This is a genomic window from Amycolatopsis orientalis DSM 43388 (assembly GCF_000411975.1).
Lineage (GTDB): Bacteria > Actinomycetota > Actinomycetes > Mycobacteriales > Pseudonocardiaceae > Amycolatopsis > Amycolatopsis orientalis_D.
Map to the genome: position 1 here is coordinate 126,866 of NZ_ASXG01000166.1, position 15,854 is coordinate 142,719.

Below are 15,854 nucleotides of genomic sequence, written 5' to 3' on the forward strand. Positions count from 1 at the left end.
CTTTCCTGCCAGACGGATAGCTTTCTCGCCTACCAGCGTAAGCCGCGCGCGCCGGGGCGCTTCACCCGGCGGCGAACCTCGCCTCCAGCGTCGACCCGGCCGGGTCCGCATGGATCCGCACCAGGTCCGCGAGATGGTTGACCAGCAGCAGTCCGCGGCCCCGGACCTGGTCCGGCGCCGCCGGGAGGCGGCCGGCCATCGGATCCGCGAGCCACCCCTCGTCCCGGACCTGGCACACCAGGTCGCCGTCGGCGAACCCCAGCCGCACCAGCGCGGCCCCGCTGCCGTGCTCCACGCTGTTGACCGCCAGCTCCGACACCGCCATCACCACGTCCTCGACCCGGTCCTCGGCGAGACCGTGCCGCCGCGCCGTCTCGGCGGTCACCCGGCGGAGCTCGACCAGGTCGGGTTCCGCGACGACCCACGACTGGGCGCCAGGCGGGGGCGGCAGTGCGCGGTTGTAGTCGGCGACCACGGCGTCCGGGGCGTAGTCGCCGCTCGCGTGCCACTCCCCCGCGCCGTCGATCAGCCACGGATGCGTCCGCAGCGCATCCGACAGTTCGGTCGCGCCCAGCGCTTCGGCGTCGTACGGGCACAGAATGGTCGCCCAGCGGCCCTCGAACGCCACATTGATCAACGCTTCGTGCTGGGCGCACGCCGGGTACTCCGCCGCGGAGCGGCCCGCCCAGACCGGCTCCCCGACGATCCGCACGTGCCGGTCCGGATGCCCGTCGGCGAACGCGCGCAGCACGCCCGGGATGATCCGCCCCGGATTGCGGCCCGCCTCGGTCATGTCGACCAGCAGCACCCGCTCGGCGTCGGCGCCCAGCTCGGCCCGCACGAGGCGCACGTGCTCCGGCGGCGCGGCGACCGCGACCGGTTCGTCCGCGGCGAGCCCCTCGCGCACGAACGAGCTCACCCCGGCCACGAATTCGCCGTCGCTCCGGTAGAACAGCGCTGGATGCAGAAACGCCTGGTCCGCGTACGTCACAGACACCCCGCCGGAAACCGCCGCTTCTCCGCGGGCACCACGATCACTACCTCGGCTCTGCCGTCCGCCGGACGGCTCGGTTCACCTTGCCCGGCCAGGCTACCCAGCTTGGGCGAGGCCATGCATCGCCAGCGCGCCGAACCTTGCTCTGACACATTGACAACTTTCTTCAAATCGTCAAACCTGTACTGGTGAGCGTGAACGAGACCGAGCGGGAACAGGCGATCCTCGACGCGGCGGCCGGGCTGTTGCTCCGGTTCGGCTACGCGAAGCTGACGATGGGCGATGTCGCCGGCGCCGTCGATCTCCACCGCGGCCTGGTCTATCTGTGCTTCAAGTCGAAGGACGACCTCGTCGACGCCGTGGTCGCCCGCGAACTCGACCGGTACGCGACGGCGTGGCGCGAGCGGCTGGAGGCCGACCCCGAAGGCGGCAGCGTCGGGAGCATGGCCCGGGCCATGCTGGGCGCGCTGAAGACGTTGCCGCTCGCCGCGGCGATCGTCGCCCGGGACGAGGAGGTCTTCGGCAAATACCTCCGCAAGCCCGGGAGCCATTTCCAGCGGCAGCCCCCGGCGGCGCGGACCCGGGAATTCCTCGACGCGATGCGCGACGCGGGCGTGCTCCGTCCCGAGGTCGACACCCGCGCCATGGCTTTCCTCACCGATGCGCTGACCCCGGCCGTCCGGCGCGCCTTCCTCCGCGGCGGCGACGCTCCCGCGGACCCGGAGCAGCCGTCGTGGGAGCAGGTGCTGGAAACGCTGGTCGACCTGCTCGACCGCACGCTGACCCCGCCCGGGGCGGATCTCGCCGCGGGCAAGGCGATCCTGGTCGAGGGGCTGGACAAAGCCCGGGCCGGGTTCGCGCCTCGAAACCACCGGACGAACGAGCACGGGGGTGCGGACGAGAATGACTGAAAAGATCTCGTGGCTGAGGCGCGACGCCCGGCGGGCTCGCAAGGAAGCGCGGGCATCCGGAACGGCCCCGCTCGCCCAGCGGCAGCGGGAGCGGCTGGCCGACCTCGTCGCGTACGCGCGCGCCCAGTCGCCCTACTACGCGAAGCTGTACCAGGGGTTGCCGGACCGAGTGGACGATCCGGCATTGCTGCCGGTCACCGACAAGACGACGTTGACCCGGCATTTCGACGACTGGGTGACCGACCGCGACGTCACCTTCTCCGCCGTGACCGCCTTCGTCGACGACCCGGACCGGATCGGAAGGCGGTTCCTCGGCAAGTACTCGATCGCGACGACGTCGGGCACCAGCGGCCACCGCGGCGTGTTCGCGCTCGACGAGCGGTACCAGAACGTCGCCGGCGCGCTGGGGCTCGTCGCGTACGCCTCGCTCGGCGCGGGCCCGATCGCCGGGATGCTGGCCCGGGGTTTCCGGCTCGCGCTGGTGGGCGCGACCGGCGGCCACTACGTCAGTTTCGCCGGGTACACCCAGGCGACCCGGGAAAGCGCTTGGCGCAGAAGGATTCTGCGGGCTTTCTCGGTGCACCTGCCGATGCCGGAGCTCGTCGCCCGGCTCAACGCCTACCGGCCCGCCGCCGTCATCGGGTACGCCAGCGTCATCCGGCTGCTGGCCGCCGAGCAGGAAGCCGGCCGGCTGCGGATCAGGCCGGCGCTGGTGCAACCGGCCGGCGACGCGATGACCACCGCGGACACCGAGCGCATCGCGGCCGCGTTCCGGACCGCCGTCCGCCCGATCTACTCGTGCACCGAGTGCACCTACCTCAGCAACGGCTGCGCCCACGGCTGGTACCACGTCAACAGCGACTGGGCGGTGCTGGAACCGGTCGACGCCGAGTTCCGGCCGACACCGCCCGGGCAGGTTTCGCACACCGTGCTGCTGACCAATCTCGCCAACCGGGTCCAGCCGTTCCTGCGCTACAACCTCGGCGACTCCGTCCTGCCGCGCCCCGACCCGTGTCCGTGCGGCAACCCGCTCCCGGCGGTCCGCGTGCACGGCCGGGCGGGCGACATCCTGTCTTTCCCCAGCGGGCGCGGCGAATCCGTCGCGCTCGCGCCGATGGTGTTCAGCACGCTGTTCGACCGGATTCCGGGGGTGGAACTGTTCCAGGTCGAGCAGACCGCCCCGACGACGCTGCGGATTCGCCTGCTGCTCGCCGACGGCACCGAACCCGAGCAGGTGTGGCAGCGGATCCGGTCCGAGGCGGAAGGGCTGCTCGCCGACAACGGGCTCCGCTCCGTCGCCCTGGAACGGGCCGAGGAACCGCCGCGGCAGGAACCCGGCGGGGGCAAGTACCGGGCGGTCGTCCCGTACCGCTGACAGCGGGACCGGCTGCGCCCCGACGCCCGCCGTCGGCGTTTGCCTGCGCCGCACCCGGGTAGCCGACCCCGCGTATCCGGACGAAAGGACGGCACGTGGGACTGCTCGACGACCGGGGCCGCTGGTCCGGCCGGGTGTTCACCGGCGAGTGGACGCACACCGGCGGCGCCGCGCCCTCGACCGAACCCGCCACCGGCGACGAACTCGGCCAGGTCGACACGGCCCGCCGCCGACTACCTCGCCCGTTCCGCAGCCGCGGCGGCCGACCGCGGGCAGGCCTGGGCCCACGCCGACTACCGCGAGCGCGCCCGCGTCCCGCGCCGCCCTGTTCGGCCGCCACCGCGACGAGATCGCCGGCTGGATCGCCCGGGAGGCCGGAAAGACCGCCTCGGCGGTCGAACTCGAACTGGACCTCGCCCTCGACGAACTGCACGCAGCCGCGGCGCTGGCGAGCGCGCCGTGGGGCACGCTGCTGCCCACCACCCAGGAAGGCCGCACCAGCATTGCCCGGCGCGTCCCCTTCGGCGTGGTCGCGGTGATGGCACCGGGGAACTTCCCGCTCGTCCTGGCCCTGCGCTCGGTCGCCCCGGCGCTCGCGACCGGCAACGCGGTCGTCCTCAAGACCGCCAGCGACACGACGATCTGCTGCGGCGTGGTCATCGCGCGGCTCTTCGAGGAGGCCGGGCTGCCCTCGGGCGTATTGCCCGCCTCGCCGACGGCCTGCGAGTCGGCGATTCCCGCGAGGACGTCGATCTGGGCCCGGTCGTCGACTCCGGCCAGGCCGACCGGATCGAAGCCGTCATGACCCACGTCAACGACCAGACCGTGAACGACGAAACCCTCGCGCCGTTCGGCGGGATCGGCGATTCCGGCGGGAGCAGCCGGTTCGGCTCCTTCGTCAACCTCGACGAGTTCACCCGCTGGCAATGGGTGACGGTCCGGGACGAGCAAAGCCGCCCCCGGCTCTGAACCCGGCCCCGCGAAAGGAGAAACACGCCATGACGCTGCCCCTGATCGAAAGCCACCCGGAACAGCTGGGCGGTCTCGACCCGACCGCCATCGCGAACTGCGTCGACGAATGCCTCGCCTGCTCCCGCACGTGCACCGGGTGCGCCGACGCCTGCCTGTCCGAACGAGACCCGGCCAGCCTCGTCCACTGCATCCGCACCGACCTCGACTGCGCGGACCTCTGCGCCACGACGGCTCGCGTGCTGTCCCGCCGGACCGGGACGAACGGCGTACTGGACGCGCTGCTGCGGGCCTGCGAACAGGCGTGCCGGACTTGCGCCGACGAATGCGGCCGGCACGCCGCGCACCACCGGCATTGCGCGCTGTGCGAGGAAGCCTGCCGCAGTTGCGCGGACGCTTGCCAGCAACTGAGCGCCCATCTCGTCGGCACCGGGAAGTGATCCGCGGCCATGGCCGAATTCGAATGCGAACGACGAATCGCCGCCGACGCGGGCACCGTGTTCCGCACCGCCGCGGACCGGTCCACTTTGGACCGCTGGCTGCCCGGCACCGTGTCGGTCCACCCGGCCGAACCGCCCGGCGTCGACGTCGACGTGGCCGGCGCCACCGGCGAACCCGGCCTGCTGCGGGAACGCCGCGACCAGTTCCGGCTCGAATGGGGACGGCGGGGCAGCCCGGACTACAGCGGCTGGCTCCAGGTGGCCTCCGCCGAGGGCGGCACCAGCTACGCGACGCTGCACCTGTCGTTCCTCGGCGACGATCCGCGCAACCACGGCGGCGAACCGGCCGAGCACGTCGACCGGCAGCTGCGCGAATCCCTCGACCGGCTGGCCGCACTGGTCGAGGGCTGAGCAGCCGCTTTCCCGGTTGCCCGAGGCCGGGCCGGGTACCTCGGCCGGATGGACACGTTGCTCGGCATTTACCTCAACGACCAGCTGGCGATGGGACTGGCGTGGCGCGAACTGGCCCGCCGGGCCGCCCGCCGCCACCGCGGCACGGAATTCGAGGTGCCGCTTCGGGAAGCGGCCTCGGCGATCGCGGAGGACGTGCGCACGTTCCGCGGAGTCATGCGGGCAGTGCCGGTGCGCGCGAACCCGCTGAAGGCCGGGCTCGCCGTCGCGGCCGAACGGCTGAGCCGGTTCAAGCCGAACGGCAGGATCGCGTCGTACTCGCCGCTGAGCCGGTTCTGGGAACTCGAAGCGCTGGCCATGGGCATCGAAGGCAAGAAGATCCTCTGGACCACGCTGCGCGACGCGGCGAACCTCGGAAACCGGCTGGCCGACGTGGATTTCGGCGCCCTGCTCGTCCGCGCGGACCGGCAACGCTCGCTGCTGGAGCCGGCGCGGGTGCGGGCGGGCGCGGAGGCGTTCGCGTGAACGCATCGACTTCTGCGAGGACGACGACCGGTCGGCCCGCCTCGTGCCGACACTGCTGTGGGCGATCGAGGCGCTAGGGCACAGTCCCGGCCGGATCGCCGCGCCGCCGCCCCGGTGCCTGCGGCCAGCACCGTGTCCGCGTGCCATGTCCAGTGCACGGGCGGGGAATTCGCCCGCAGCCGCGGCCCCGGCCCTGCTCGCGACGGCTGACTCCCCCGCGACCGGCGATCTGGTTGTCGGGATCCCGCGGCGGAGTTACCGTGGCGGCAGCACGGTTCAGCCAGCAGCCGCCCGCCCAGCACAGCGAGGCAGTCCAGCGCCGGTCCGCCTCCGCCGGTCCGCAGGAGGCCCCCGCGATGACTCGCCCCGTCCGTTCCCCCACCTCGCCCGCCCGCTCGGTGCCGCTCGCGGACATCACCGTCCGCACCGCCGGAGACCACACGGTCGTCGCCGTGTCCGGAGACCTCGATTCTTCCAGCGCGGAGGCATTCCTCGAGCGAACTGCCGCGGCGATCCCCCGCTCGCCCGCCGGGGTGATCGCCGATTTGGGAGCGGTGACCTTCTGCAGCTGCCGCGGGCTGTCCGCGCTGATGGCGGCCGAACGCGCGACTCGCCGCGCGGAAGTGCCCTTCACCGTGATCGCGCACCAGCGCGCGGTGCTCCGCCCGCTCCGGCTGCTCGGCCTCGACCGGGCCCTCGACCTGCGCGTCGGCACCGGCCTCGTTCCCCTGCCCCGCAAGGAAATCTCGTAGCCGGCGGCGTTTGCCCGGCCGGCCCGCCGGGTAGCCGAGGAGTCCGGCAAGACTCGCTGAACTCCGAGGAAAGGTGCTCATGGCTGCTGCAGCGCATTACGTCGAGGTCAACGCTCCCGCGCAGGCGTGCTACGACTGGTGGCGTCCGCTGACCCGGCTGCCGGAGCTGTTCTCCGACGTCCAGTCGGTCGAGGCCCTGGACGGCGACGGGACGCGCACCCGCTGGAAGGTCGACGGCCCGGCCGGGTCCACAGTGGAATGGGAGGCCCGGATCGTCGAGGACGCGCCGCCGCGGAAAATCGCCTGGACCACGGTGGACGACGCCGATCCGGACGTGCGCAACTCCGGCGTGGTCCGGTTCGAGGACAAGGGCCACAGCCGCACCGGCGTCGAGATTTCGCTGGAATACCAGCCCCCGGCGGGCAAACTGGGCGAGGCGGTCGCGTCGCTGCTGGCCGACCCGCAGAAGAAGGTCGAGCGGGCCGCCGAACAGTTCCAGACGGTCATCGAGGCCCGCTGACGCTTACCGGGCGCCGGGTCAGGCCGGGTCGTCGGCCAGGCGGCGAGTGAACGCGACCCGGTCCAGCCCTGGCCCGTCGTAGTCCGGGAGCACGTCGGAAACCTCGAACCCGAGCCGGGCGTGGTAGGCCTGCGAAGCGGTGTTCTGCGGACTGGTGACGCACTTCACCGTCCGCACGCCCGCTTTCCGCACCTGCGCGAAGAACCACTCGTACAGGGACCGGCCGAGCCCCCGCCCGTGCAGCTCCGGATCGACGCCGACGAAGTGGATGTAGGCGGTCTCCGGGTCGGTCTGCGAGACGAAGCCGATCAGGAAGGCCGCCAGCGTCCCGTCCGGGCGTTCCGCCAGCCGGCTCGTCGTGGTGAAGTGCTGGAAATACAGGCGCGGCACCAGCGATGCCCGCTCCCGCGCACCGGCCTCGCCCTTCAACCCGCCCCACCACGGCCCGAGCGCGGCGAGCACGCGCGGGTGGTCTTCTTCGGTCGGCTGGCGGAAAGTCAGGTCGGCGCTCATGCCCTGACCCTTTCGCCTTCGCTCCCGCCGGGCAACCGGTTATCGCCGCGGGTCGACGTGGATTTTCGGCGCGCCGGCAGGCCGCTGTCCGCCGAGCACCGCCGCGACCTCGCCCAGCCCGACCGTCGCCGCCACCAGCGGCCGCGGGTCCACTTCGCCGGACGCGTACGCGTCGATCGCCTGCGCCAAGCCCGGCGAACCGCTCAGCACGCCGATCGCGGTGACGTCCTTCAACGCCAACGTCCGCGTGTCGAGCAGGCTCGGCCGCCCGGCCAGTCCGATGCAGACGATCCGCCCCGCCGGTTCGACCACCTCGGCCGCGAGGGCGGGCGCCTCGGGATCGCCGGTCGCGTCGACCACCGCGTCGAACGGCGGCTCCGGAACGCTCGTCCCGGCGGAAAACCCCAAGCCGCGCGCGAATTCCACCGACCACGGCGTCGCACCGACCAGATGCACCTCGCTGCCCGCGGCGCGGAGGAACAGCGCGGTGAGCAGTCCGATGGTCCCCGGCCCGAGCACCAGCACCCGCTCGCCCGCGGCCGCTCGCGCCGCGCGGCAGGCGTTGCCGCCCGGTTCGACCAGCGCGCCCGCGGCCGGATCCAGCGTGTCCGGCAGTTCGTGCAGCGAGCGCACCGGCACCGCGAGGCGTTCGGCGAGCGCCCCCGCCCGGCCGCCGCGGATGCCGACCTCCTGCCGGTCCGCGCAGACGTGCTGGCGCCCGGCCCGGCAGCGGCGGCAGTCCCCGCATCCGAGCATCGTGTCTCCGGTGACGCGGCGGCCGACCCACGCCGGATGCACGCCCGGGCCTGCCTCGGAGACCCGGCCGCACCATTCGTGGCCGAGCCGCATCGGGTAGCGGGCGTGCCCGTCGGCGAGGTACTGCATTTCGCCGGTGAAGAACTCGACGTCGGTGCCGCACACTCCGGCCCGCTCGACGTCCACGACGACTTCGCCGACCCCGGCGACCGGCTCCGGCACCTCGGCCGGACCGGCCTCCCCCGGTCCGGTCACCACGAACGCCCGCATGGGCCCGATCGTAGCGTCGCTCAGCCGGTCACGCGTTCGCGCAAGAACGCCGCCGTCGCCGGATCGGCCGGGTAGAACGACTCGATCACCAGCTCGGCGAGCGTCACGTCCAGCGGAGTCCCGAAGGTCGCGACTGTGCTGAAGAACGTCAGCTCCAGCTCCCCGTGCCGGTAGCGCAACGGCACGAAGATGTCGCCCGGACCGGGGATCTCGACTTCCGGGACCTCGTCGTCGCAGGGATACCCGCGCAGTTCTTCCAGCAGCTCGGCCAGCCCCGCGTCGGCGGTCTGCTCGACCTGGCGGCGCAACCGGCCCAGCAGATGGGCCCGCCACTCCCCCAGATTCAGCACCCGCGGCGCCATCCCGTCCGGATGCAGCGTCGCGCGCAGGACGTTCACCGGACCGGTCAGCAGCTCCGGCGAGATGCCTTCGGTGAGCACGCCGAGGCTGAGGTTCGCGTCGACGAGATTCCAGCCGCGGTCGACCACCGCCGCCGGGTACGGGTCGTGCCCGGCGAGCAGCCGCCGGACCGCCTCCCGGATCACGGTCATTTCCGGCGCTCCGAGGTCGGACTCGCCGTAAGCCGGCGCGTAGCCCGCGGCGAGCAGCAGGCGGTTGCGTTCGCGCAGCGGGATGTCGAGGTGCTCGCCCAGCCGCAGCACCATGTCGCGGCTCGGCTTGGACCGGCCGGTCTCCACGAAGCTCAGGTGGCGGGTGGAGATGTCCGCGGAGATCGCGAGGTCGAGCTGGCTGATGCGGCGGCGGTCGCGCCATTCCCGGAGCAGTTCGCCGATCGGGGCCTTCACCGTGGTCGTCACCCGCCCGACGCTACGGCGTCGCCGGGCGCGAGACCATTACCCCCGAGGTAACGGCGAGTGCACCACCAGCGCCTCGGCGAGCGGTTTGCGTTCGAGGTCCGGCACCTCGCAGTCCGGCGCCGGATAGCCGACTGGGAACAGGATGTACGCCCGCTCGGTCGCCGGGCGCTCGAAGACCTCGTTGAGGAAGCCCATCGGGTTGGGGGTGTGGGTGAGCGTCGCCAGGCCCATCGTGTGCAGCGCGGTGATGAACATGCCGCACGCGATGCCGACGCTTTCGTTGACGTAGTAGTTCTTCCGCAGCGAACCGTCCGGCCGCGGAGTGCTCTTCTGCGCGAACGCGACCACCAGCCACGGCGCGATCTCGAGGAACTCCTTGTGCTCGTCGGTCTCGAGCCGGGCGAGCGCGGCGTGCCAGTCCGGCGCGCTGCGCTCCCGGTAGAACTTCCGCTCCTCGACCTCGGCCGCTTCCCGGACCGCGCGCTTCACGTCCGGATCGGCGGTCGCGACGAACGTCCACGGCTGGTGGTGCGCCCCGCTCGGCGCGGTGTTCGCGATCCGGACCGCGGTCTCGATCGCTTCGAGCGGCACCGGGTCCGGGGAGAACCAGCGGACCGACCGGCGCCGGTCGAGCAGCCGGTACAGCTCTTGCCCGCGCGCGAGGCTCTCCTCGGGTGACAGCCGCGGCGGCGCGTACGGGACGAACGGGTGCTGGTGCCGGGTCATGCTCCGACCCTGCCGCGTCGGCGGTCATCGGTCCAGTTCGCATATCTGGTGAAGGACATAAGCTGAGCTGATGTCTCCCTCGTTGCGCCAGCTCGAGTATCTGGTCGCGGTCGCGGACACCGGCGGGCTCACCTCGGCTGCGGAAAGCTGCCACGTGTCGCAGTCGGCGGTGTCGCTGGCGCTCGCTTCGCTGGAACGGACTTTGGGCGTGCAGCTCATCCTGCGCGGCCCCGGCCGGACGACCGCGCTCACCGACGCCGGGCGCCAGGTCGTCGGCGAGGCCCGCGCGGTGCTCACCTCGGTCGCCGAACTCGGCACCCTCGCCCGCGACTACGGCCAAGACCTCGCCGGACACCTGAACTTCGGCTGCTACACGCCCCTCGCACCGCTGCACGTGCCCGCTGCGCTCGCGACCTTCCGCACCCAGCATCCGGAAGTCGAGGTCAGCTTCGTCGAAGGCACCTTGCCGGACCTGCAGCACCTCCTGCTGGAGGGACGCTGCGACCTCGCCGTGCTGTACCGGCAAGACCTCGTGCCCGGGATCGCGGTGGACCAGCTGTACGACCAGCCGCCAAGCGTGCTCCTTCCGGTCGCGCATCCTCTGGCTCGCCGGAAGACGGTTTCGTTGCCCGCCTTGGCCGACGAGCCGTTCATCCTCCTGGACGTACCGCCGTCGGAGCGCTATTTCCGGGACGTCTTCGCGTCGGTCGGCCTGCCCATGCCGGTCGCGCACCGCACGACGAGCTTCGAGCTCGCGCGCGCGTTGGTCGCCCGAGGACTCGGCTACACGCTGTCGGTGCAGCGCCCGCCGCTGGAACTTTCCGTCGAGGGCACACCATTCGCGGTGCGCCCGTTGCGCGAGCGAGTCCCGACTACGCCCGTGGTGCTGGCCCGCGCGGAGGGCGCCCGGCTGACCCGCCGTGCCGAAACGTTCCGCGCCTTCTGCCGGGAGTTCTTCGGGTCTAGAGCGTAATGCCGCGCGGTTCGCGCCCGAGAAGCTCGGCCAGCAGCGGACTTGTCCCGGCGAAGTGGCCTTGGCGGGCCGCCTGGAAGAAGGTGAGCTTCATGCGCGCGACCTCCTCCGGTTCGCCCGCGATCCACTCGTCGTCCGCCACGACGGCCCGCTCCACCTTTTTTCCGCTGGCCCGCGAGGCGAGTTCGGCGACGTCGTCGAACGTCACCGCCTGTGGCGCGGTCAGCGTCACCGGCCCGTCGAATGCTTGGTCCCCGGCCAGGATCACCGCCGCCGCTTCGGCGACGTCGGCCCGCTCGGTCCAGGAGACCGGCCCGTCCACCGGGGCCTTGATCACCCCGTCCTCCCGCCAGTTCCCGAGCAGCCAGCCGATGCTGTGCGCGTAGAACCCGTTGCGCAGCGCCGTCCACGCGACGCCGCACCCGGCGAGGATCCGCTCGGTCGCCGCGTGGTCCGGCCCTGGCGGGAACGGAGTGTCCATCCGGGAGTTCTGATGACTGGTGTACACGATCCGTTGCGCCCCGGCCTCTACCGCGGCCTCGATGCCTGCGCGATGCAAGCCCACCCCGTCCGCGCGCGGATCGTTCGAGGACACCAGCAGAACTTTTTCCGCCCCCTCAAACGACTTCCTCAACGCCTTCGGGTCCTCATAGGACCCTTGGCGCACCCGTACCCCGCGCTCCGCGAAGTGCCGTGCCTTGGCCACCTCCCGGACGCTGACGCCGACCTCCCCCGCCGGCACGCGCTTGAGCAGGTGCTCCACCGTCGCCCCGTTGAGCGCGCCGGTGGCTCCCGTGATCACGATCATCTCCGAAACTCCTTCTGTTCCAGCAAAGGCAGCAGGATGTCGTCCACGAGATGCCGCAGAAACCGGTCGTCGCACGGCTCTCCGACGAAAACGATCCGGTGCACGATCACCGCCGGTGCGACCTCGGCGAACAGCGCCGCCGCGCCCGGCGCTGTTTCCCCGCCCCGCAACGACTCCGTCATCGCCGCTCCGTCGCGGCGCAGGATCCGGCGCATCTCGTCGGCGAGCCGGGAATCACCGCGCATTCCCGCGAACAGCGCACCGAGCACTCCGAGTTCCTGCTCGGCGATCTCGCGCGCCAGCCACCGCACGACCGCCAGCAGGTTCTCCCGGAGCCCACCGGACCCCGGCGCGGGCGGAGCCGGAGCCTGCCGCTGCTCCACCGCTGCCGCGACGAGGGCCGCTTTGTCGCGGTACCGGCGGTAAATCGTCGTCTTGGCCACGCCCGCCCGCGCGGCGACGGACTCGATGGACAGCTGGTCGTAACCCACGTCAGTCAGCAGGGCCACGGCTGCCTCGTGAATCGCGGCATCCCTTCGCGCATCACGCGGCCTGCCCACGCCTGAGGTTTCCACCGGCCCCCCATTTCGCTACGCTACCGTTTCGTATCGAAACTACGCCGCAGCCGGGGCTCGCGTCAACTGGGCCACGGCAGCACGGTCAGCTCCGGCCACTGTTCCTGCCAGCGCCGGGCTTTCGCCTCGTAACTGCTTCGCGGCGCGCGTCCGGGATTGGGCCGTACGACCAGGTTGAACACATCAGCGAACCCGTGCGGAGCATAGACCTGCCACTCCCCTCGGTCGTCCAGCCGGATCCCGAGGCAGGACGTCGTGGACGGGAACGAGTCGATGGCCGCCTCGGTCGACGGGTACGGCGCGCACGGCACGCCGAAGCGGGCCTCGTACCAGAGATGCACTCGCGCCTCGTTGCGGATTTCCGCCATGACCGGGAGATCCCCGAATCTCCGCTTCCCCTCCTCGATGACCGCGTTCTCCGCTTCCCAGCTGAGATCCGAGTCGTCGAAATAGAACAGGTCGTAGTCCTTGACGCCCTCGGCGGGCGGGCGTCCGGTCACCGCGTTCCACACGGTCTGGCACAGGCAGCCCGCGGTCAGGTACCAGCCGGGAAGATTCAGCTCCGCCGCCCGCGCCAGCACTTCCGGCACCAGGTCGTTGCGAGTCACGATCTCGCGGAATTTCCGGAGTTGCCCATCGATCGGCAGGCGGCCGCAGTCCATGCCCCGGTTTAGCACGGCGAACCGATTACCTCCCGCGTGATCGACCAGCCGCCGATCGTCGGCCAGGCTTGGCCCTACCGAAAACGGGACGACACAAGGAGAACCCCGAAATGACCACCACCGCACCGACCGCGACCGACCTCGCCCGCCGTTACGTCGAGGTCTGGAACGAGACCGACCCGCAGCGGCGGCGCCGGCTCGTCTCGGAGGTCTTCGCCCCGGGCGCGACCTACACCGATCCGCTCGGCGCCGTCGCCGGGCAGGACGAGATCGACGGGTTCATCGGCGGCGCGCAGGAGCAGTTCGCCGGACTGGTCTTCAGCCTGCCCGCGGACCCGGACGCGCACCACGACCTCGCGCGGTTCCAGTGGCACCTCTCGGCTCCGGGCGCTCCGGAACCCGTCGCGATCGGGTTCGACGTGATCGAGATCGCGGACGGCCGGATCGCCAAGGTGCACGGCTTCCTGGACAAGATCCCGGGCTGACGCGCCGAAAACCAGGGATGTGGTCTTGACCACAGCGCGGAGGTTCAGACCACCCGGGAGGTCTGAACCTCACCGGCGCGCCCACGCGCGAAGGCGTGGTCCTCCCCACTCTGTCCGTACCCCGCGAGGCGCCTGAGAGTTTCACCCGCGTGGATAGCCGGGCTTGCACCGTCGGCGGCATCGGCTGGTGGTCTCCTGCCGATGCGCTTTCCAGAGGCGTCTCGTCCGCGCGGTCCAGGGTGCCTGAGAGGTTCCGGGGAGGACTTGCTCCTTCGGCGCCGGACCGGGGATGCCGGTTCGGTCTCTCCCGCGCGGGTTCGTCGATCGCGCGCTCAGTCTAGCGCGCGCCAAGATCAGCCGGTGCGGCGGGCGTTGCGGCGCTGGGTCAGCTCGTCCGGCACGGCGGTCTCGACCACTCCGCCGTCCGCGCGCTCGGCCGGGAACTCGTGGATCGTGCCGCTGATCTCCTGCATCGCCCCGCTGACCGCGATGCCGAACACGCCCTGGCCGCCCTGGAGCAGATCCACGATCTCCTCCGGCGACGTGCATTCGTACACCGTGGCGCCGTCGGAGAACAGCGTGACCTTCGCCAGGTCGCGCACCCCGCGCACGCGCAGGTGGTCCACCGCCACGCGGATGTTCTGCAGCGAGACCCCGGTGTCCAGCAGGCGCTTCACGACCTTGAGGACCAGGATGTCCTTGAACGAGTACAGCCGCTGCGACCCCGAACCGTGCGCCGTCCGGATGCTGGGCGCGACCAGCTTCGTGCGCGCCCAGTAGTCCAGCTGGCGGTAGGTGATCCCGGCGATCTGGCAGGCCGCGGGACCGCGGTAGCCGACCAGCTCGTCGGGCAGCGAGGCGTCGGGGAACAGCTCGCCCTGCTCGCCGTCGGCGACAGGTCCGGCAGGTATCTCCGGACGACCAGCCTCGACCACCGCAAGCCTCCCCTCGCCCGGCCTCGCGGCGGGGCGTTCGACAGGCCGGTCGAGCCCAGGATCGGGTTCGGCCGGGGAAAACTGCCACGAGCGCGCCGGGTCGGCGAATCACATCGTGGCGATTTACCGCCTTTGACGGTAAGGCTGCGCCGCGAACCGGTCAACGCGACGCGCGGCGGACCTCAAGGCCGTGTCGAGGCTTTGGCCCGTTCGCCGTACGGGATTGCCATTTTTTACTCAGTCGAGTAACTTGTTACTCATGCAAGTAAGCATTGACACGCAAGCCGAACTCGGCCTCAGCGTCACCGAGGCCACCACCCGGGCGCAGATCATCGGCGCGACCATCGCCACGATCGCCGACCACGGGTACGCGCGCACCACCTTCGCGCGCATCAAGGAACGGGCCGGGCTCAGCAGCACCCGGCTGATCTCGTACCACTTCACGAACAAGGCCGGCCTCATGCAGGCGGTGCTGAGCACGGTGTCCGAGACCAAATCGGAATACCTGCGCAAGCGCAGCGAGGGCGTCGACCCGGCGGACCGGCCGGGGAACCTGCGCGCGTACATCGAAACTTCGGTCGCGTTCCTGCGCGACTACCCGCAATGCGAGCGGGTGCTGGTCGAGATGGCCGCGCACGCCGACGACCGCGACGGCTGGGCGATGACCGGCGTCATGGTCGGGCAGCTGCGCACCGGCGCGCTGCGACGGCAGCTGGAACAGGGCCGCGCGGAGGGGGCCTTCGGCGACATCTCGCCGGAGATCGTGGCGCTGTCGATCGCGCAGGCCATCGACGGGGTGGCGGCCGCCTACGCCGCCGATCCGGGGATCGACCTGGACCGGTACGGCCGGGAGCTGGCCGACCTGTTCGCCCGCGCCACGGCACGGTGAGCGCTTGCCCGGCGGGAAACCGCCGGGCCGGGCCGCTCAGGTGTCGGCGCCGCGGAAGTCTTCCGGGGACACGGAGTCGAGGAACTCGCGGAACTTCTCGACCTCGTCCTCCTGCTCGTCCGGGATGATCAGCCCGGCCTCCTCGAGCACCGCGTCGACCGCGTGGATCGGGACGCCGATCCGCAGCGCCAGCGCGACCGAGTCGCTCGGGCGGGCCGAGACCCGGATGTCGCCGTCGAAGACCAGCTCGGCGAAGAACGTGCCTTCCTTGAGGTCGGTGATCACGACCTGCTCGAGCTCGCGGCCGAGCGCGCCGATGACCTCTTTGAGCAGATCGTGGGTCAGCGGCCGGGCGGGCCGGACGCCTTGCTGTTCCAGGGCGATCGCGGTGGCTTCGACCGAGCCGATCCAGATCGGCAGGTACCGCTCGCCCTCGGTCTCCCGCAGCAACAAGATCGGCTGATTGGCAGGCAGTTCCACCCGCACGCCGACGACGCGCATCTCGCTCATCGGGCTTCGCCTCCCTCTCGTGCACACGGGCCGCAGC

21 protein-coding genes, 1 pseudogene and 2 riboswitches are annotated in these 15,854 nt (G+C 71.5%); of the genes and pseudogenes, 12 read left to right on the top strand and 10 right to left on the bottom strand.

All coding sequences use genetic code 11. The features are described 5' to 3' along the window. Positions 1-61 precede the first annotated feature (61 nt). A complete protein-coding gene (locus L942_RS34450; RefSeq protein WP_235079573.1) occupies positions 62-991 on the bottom strand; it encodes a sensor histidine kinase in 930 nt (309 codons plus the stop codon). A gap of 191 nt (positions 992-1,182) precedes the next feature. Here L942_RS34450 and L942_RS34455 point away from each other — a divergent pair, with 191 nt between their 5' ends. From L942_RS34455 to L942_RS34490, 9 genes are all read left to right on the top strand, one after another. Further along, positions 1,183-1,905 carry a TetR/AcrR family transcriptional regulator gene (locus L942_RS34455; RefSeq protein ID WP_037368287.1) on the top strand — a complete coding sequence of 241 codons (723 nt, stop codon included), beginning with the start codon at positions 1,183-1,185 and terminating at the stop codon, positions 1,903-1,905. Further along, entirely contained in the window at positions 1,898-3,280 is a 1,383-nt protein-coding gene (locus tag L942_RS34460) for a phenylacetate--CoA ligase family protein (RefSeq protein WP_037368289.1), read from the top strand. The genes L942_RS34455 and L942_RS34460 overlap by 8 nt, the downstream gene beginning before the upstream one ends. Before the next feature lie 148 nt (positions 3,281-3,428). Next, positions 3,429-4,085, top strand: coding sequence for an aldehyde dehydrogenase family protein (locus tag L942_RS34465; protein ID WP_051166451.1), 657 nt, complete (start codon positions 3,429-3,431; stop codon positions 4,083-4,085). Continuing rightward, the gene (locus tag L942_RS45705; RefSeq protein ID WP_235079575.1) at positions 4,082-4,249 is read left to right on the top strand and encodes a hypothetical protein; all 168 of its coding nucleotides are present in this window, start codon (positions 4,082-4,084) and stop codon (positions 4,247-4,249) included. Before L942_RS34465 ends, L942_RS45705 begins: the two co-directional genes overlap by 4 nt. A 29-nt stretch (positions 4,250-4,278) precedes the next feature. Further along, a complete protein-coding gene (locus L942_RS34470; RefSeq protein ID WP_037368291.1) occupies positions 4,279-4,689 on the top strand; it encodes a four-helix bundle copper-binding protein in 411 nt (136 codons plus the stop codon). A gap of 9 nt (positions 4,690-4,698) precedes the next feature. Then, positions 4,699-5,100, top strand: coding sequence for an SRPBCC family protein (locus L942_RS34475; RefSeq protein ID WP_037368292.1), 402 nt, complete (start codon positions 4,699-4,701; stop codon positions 5,098-5,100). A 48-nt stretch (positions 5,101-5,148) separates the two neighbouring features. After that, complete coding sequence (locus L942_RS34480; protein WP_037368294.1) at positions 5,149-5,625, top strand: hypothetical protein; 477 nt, start codon at positions 5,149-5,151, stop codon at positions 5,623-5,625. Positions 5,626-5,981: 356 nt separating this feature from the next. After that, the gene (locus L942_RS34485) at positions 5,982-6,377 is read left to right on the top strand and encodes an STAS domain-containing protein (protein WP_051166452.1); all 396 of its coding nucleotides are present in this window, start codon (positions 5,982-5,984) and stop codon (positions 6,375-6,377) included. A gap of 79 nt (positions 6,378-6,456) precedes the next feature. Then, a complete protein-coding gene (locus L942_RS34490; protein WP_037368296.1) occupies positions 6,457-6,897 on the top strand; it encodes an SRPBCC family protein in 441 nt (146 codons plus the stop codon). 18 nt (positions 6,898-6,915) lie between these two features. Here L942_RS34490 and L942_RS34495 read toward each other — a convergent pair. The 4 genes and pseudogenes from L942_RS34495 to L942_RS34510 all read right to left on the bottom strand — a co-directional run. Further along, positions 6,916-7,416, bottom strand: a pseudogene (locus L942_RS34495) (N-acetyltransferase family protein); the annotation flags it as partial. Positions 7,417-7,449: 33 nt separating this feature from the next. Next, on the bottom strand, positions 7,450-8,436 hold the full coding sequence (locus L942_RS34500; protein ID WP_037368301.1) for a zinc-dependent alcohol dehydrogenase: 987 nt from the start codon (positions 8,434-8,436) through the stop codon (positions 7,450-7,452). A 20-nt stretch (positions 8,437-8,456) separates the two neighbouring features. Next, positions 8,457-9,254: a helix-turn-helix domain-containing protein gene (locus L942_RS34505; RefSeq protein ID WP_037368302.1), complete on the bottom strand. Its 798-nt coding sequence runs from the start codon at positions 9,252-9,254 to the stop codon at positions 8,457-8,459. A gap of 36 nt (positions 9,255-9,290) precedes the next feature. Continuing rightward, a complete protein-coding gene (locus tag L942_RS34510; RefSeq protein ID WP_037368304.1) occupies positions 9,291-9,980 on the bottom strand; it encodes a nitroreductase family protein in 690 nt (229 codons plus the stop codon). Positions 9,981-10,050: 70 nt separating this feature from the next. On the opposite strand from L942_RS34510, the gene L942_RS34515 reads away from it, so the two are divergent. After that, positions 10,051-10,953, top strand: coding sequence for a LysR family transcriptional regulator (locus tag L942_RS34515; protein ID WP_037368307.1), 903 nt, complete (start codon positions 10,051-10,053; stop codon positions 10,951-10,953). Here L942_RS34515 and L942_RS34520 read toward each other — a convergent pair. The 3 genes from L942_RS34520 to L942_RS34530 form a co-directional block, all read right to left on the bottom strand. Next, positions 10,943-11,761, bottom strand: a complete 819-nt coding sequence (locus L942_RS34520) for an SDR family oxidoreductase (RefSeq protein WP_037368308.1) — start codon at positions 11,759-11,761, stop codon at positions 10,943-10,945. The two genes, L942_RS34515 and L942_RS34520, sit on opposite strands and share 11 nt — an antisense overlap. Continuing rightward, complete coding sequence (locus L942_RS34525; RefSeq protein ID WP_235079577.1) at positions 11,758-12,270, bottom strand: TetR/AcrR family transcriptional regulator; 513 nt, start codon at positions 12,268-12,270, stop codon at positions 11,758-11,760. Before L942_RS34525 ends, L942_RS34520 begins: the two co-directional genes overlap by 4 nt. Positions 12,271-12,398: 128 nt before the next feature. Further along, positions 12,399-12,944: a nucleotidyltransferase family protein gene (locus L942_RS34530; RefSeq protein ID WP_235079579.1), complete on the bottom strand. Its 546-nt coding sequence runs from the start codon at positions 12,942-12,944 to the stop codon at positions 12,399-12,401. 164 nt (positions 12,945-13,108) lie between these two features. Here L942_RS34530 and L942_RS34535 point away from each other — a divergent pair, with 164 nt between their 5' ends. Beyond that, positions 13,109-13,483 carry a nuclear transport factor 2 family protein gene (locus tag L942_RS34535; protein WP_037368314.1) on the top strand — a complete coding sequence of 125 codons (375 nt, stop codon included), beginning with the start codon at positions 13,109-13,111 and terminating at the stop codon, positions 13,481-13,483. A gap of 100 nt (positions 13,484-13,583) precedes the next feature. Beyond that, a riboswitch (glycine riboswitch) is annotated at positions 13,584-13,703 on the bottom strand. Continuing rightward, positions 13,704-13,803, bottom strand: a riboswitch (glycine riboswitch). A gap of 33 nt (positions 13,804-13,836) precedes the next feature. Here L942_RS34535 and L942_RS34540 read toward each other — a convergent pair. Further along, a complete protein-coding gene (locus tag L942_RS34540) occupies positions 13,837-14,418 on the bottom strand; it encodes a MerR family transcriptional regulator (protein ID WP_051166453.1) in 582 nt (193 codons plus the stop codon). 259 nt (positions 14,419-14,677) lie between these two features. Here L942_RS34540 and L942_RS34545 point away from each other — a divergent pair, with 259 nt between their 5' ends. Continuing rightward, entirely contained in the window at positions 14,678-15,307 is a 630-nt protein-coding gene (locus L942_RS34545) for a TetR/AcrR family transcriptional regulator (protein WP_037368316.1), read from the top strand. A 36-nt stretch (positions 15,308-15,343) separates the two neighbouring features. Here L942_RS34545 and L942_RS34550 read toward each other — a convergent pair whose 3' ends face one another. Continuing rightward, a complete protein-coding gene (locus L942_RS34550; RefSeq protein ID WP_009078856.1) occupies positions 15,344-15,817 on the bottom strand; it encodes a bifunctional nuclease family protein in 474 nt (157 codons plus the stop codon). Positions 15,818-15,854: the final 37 nt, after the last annotated feature.